At 74.7% G+C, this 2050-nt stretch carries 2 protein-coding genes and 1 pseudogene; 1 reads left to right on the top strand and 2 read right to left on the bottom strand.

Going from position 1 to position 2050, the window contains the following annotated elements:
* Nucleotides 1-495, top strand: a 495-nt coding sequence (locus H5J33_RS32755) for a PIG-L family deacetylase (protein ID WP_181798347.1), incomplete at its 5' end; no start/stop codon positions are given.
* A 19-nt stretch (nt 496-514) separates the two neighbouring features.
* On the opposite strand, the gene H5J33_RS32760 is transcribed toward H5J33_RS32755, so the two are convergent.
* Both H5J33_RS32760 and H5J33_RS32765 read right to left on the bottom strand, forming a co-directional pair.
* Nucleotides 515-1483: a threo-3-hydroxy-L-aspartate ammonia-lyase gene (locus tag H5J33_RS32760; protein WP_181798348.1), complete on the bottom strand. Its 969-nt coding sequence runs from the start codon at nt 1481-1483 to the stop codon at nt 515-517.
* 65 nt (nt 1484-1548) lie between these two features.
* Nucleotides 1549-2050: pseudogene (locus H5J33_RS32765) on the bottom strand (DSD1 family PLP-dependent enzyme); the annotation flags it as partial.

A 2050-nucleotide genomic window follows, 5' to 3' on the forward strand; every position in this document is an offset into this window, starting at 1 on the left:
GCCCCGGTGGACGAGGCCGTCGGGCGGCTGGTCGCCCACATCCGGGAGGTCCGGCCCGGCATCGTCGTCACCCATGACGCCTACGGGCAGCTGACCGGCCACCCCGACCATCGGCACACCCACCGGATGACCCTGCTCGCGGTGACCGCCGCCGGGCTCGGGCGGCTCTACCCCGAGGCGGGCGAGCCCTGGCGGCCCGGCGCCCTGTATCTGGCGACCCACCCCCACTCGGCCGTGGCCGAGCTGGGTGAACTCCTGGACGGCGTGGGCAAGTCCGTGCTGAGCGTGCCCGATCCGCACGTCACCGACACCGTGGACGTACGGCCGTGGCAGGGGCGGAAGTGGGCGGCGATGCAGGCCCATCGCAGCGAGGTGGCGCGGGAGCGCTCGCTGCCCGCGCTCCTCGCCCGCCTCCCGGAGGAGACCCGCGACCGCCTCCTGGGCACCGAGTACTACACTCGCGTCGGCCTCACCGAGGGCGCCTTCCTGGTGTGACGGCCCGGCCGCCGGCGCCTCAGCCGCCGACGAGGGCGGTGAAGCGGGCGGCGTCGATGTTGCCGCCGGAGGCGATGACGCCGATCCGCCGCGGGAGGCGGTCGACGCGCCCGGCCAGCAGCGCGGCCAGCGCGGTGGCGCCGCTCGGTTCCAGAACGATCTTCAGGCGTTCGAACGCGAACCGCATCGCGGTGACGATCTCGGCGTCGCCGACCAGCGCGACGGCCTCGACCAGCCGCTGGTTGACGGGGAAGGTGAGTTCGCCCGGAGTGGACAGCGCCTGCCCGTCGGCGATGGTGCGGGGCACCGGGACGGTGACGCGCGCGCCGGCCGCCAGGGAACGCCTGGTGTCGTCACCCGCCTCCGGCTCGACCCCGACGATCCGGATCCCGGGGTGCAGCGCGGTGGCGGCGGTGGCACATCCGGCGATCAGGCCACCGCCCCCCACGGGCACCACCAGGGCGTCCAACGGGCCGGTCTCCTCGAGCAGTTCCAGGGCCGCGGTGCCCTGGCCGGCCATGACGTGCGGATGGTCGTAGGGCGGGATCAGGGCCAGACCGCGGTCCTCGGCCAGGGCGTGGCCGAGCGCGGTGCGGTCCTCGGTGTAGCGGTCGTAGGTGACGACCTCCGCCCCGTACCCGAGGGTCGCCTCCCGCTTGGAACGGGGGGCGTCCTCGGGCATCAGGATGACCGCGTGGGTGCCCAGCTCACGGGCGGCGAGCGCGGTGGCCTGGGCGTGGTTGCCGGAGGAGTAGGCCGCGACGCCCTTCGCCAGCTGCTCCGGGGGGAGCTGGGCGACGGCGTTGTAGGCGCCTCGGAACTTGAAGGCGCCGATCCGCTGGAAGTTCTCGGCCTTGATGAACACCTCCGCTCCGACCAGGGAGTTCAGGGTGCGGGAGGTGAGGACGGGGGTGCGGTGGGCGACGCCCTCGAGGCGGGCGGCGGCCTCGCGGACGTCGGTGAGCGTGAGGGGCGGTGCGGCGGCCATGGACTGGCTCCTCCGGGCGACGGGACGGGGGACGGGGAGGACGACGGGGAGGCGGAGCGGGGCGGTCACCAGCCGGAGACGCGGTGCCAGTACGCCTCGATCGCGGGGGCCTGCGACGTGCCGCGGCCGCTGTCGACGACGTGGTAGCCGTGGTGCTGGGCGGCCGTGGCGCAGGCGTGGTTGGGCAGGACGCGCAGCCGTGTCCCGATGGGCAGTTCGGGCAGGGCCGCGCCGTCCCGGGCCGTGAGGGTGCCGTGCTCCTGGCCGGCGGCGGTCATGACCAGGCCCGGGATCAGGGTGCCGGACAGGTCGGTGACCAGGCCGTAGCCCTGGTCCTGCGGCTGGCCGGCGGTGCCGCGGTCGCGGGACATGGCCATCCAGCCGCCATCGGTGACGATCCACCCGTACTCCGGGCGGTGCCCGATCACGGTGACCACCACCGACAGGGCGATGTCGTCCGGCGTGCAGACGCCGAGGCCGGCCATCACCAGGTCGAAGAAGACGTAGTTCCCGGCGCGCAGTTCGGTGACCCCGGTGAGGTCGTCGGCGGCGTGCGCGGTGGGCGTG

The organism is Streptomyces sp. WELS2, from assembly GCF_013870595.1.
In the GTDB taxonomy this organism is placed as follows: Bacteria; Actinomycetota; Actinomycetes; order Streptomycetales; family Streptomycetaceae; genus Streptomyces.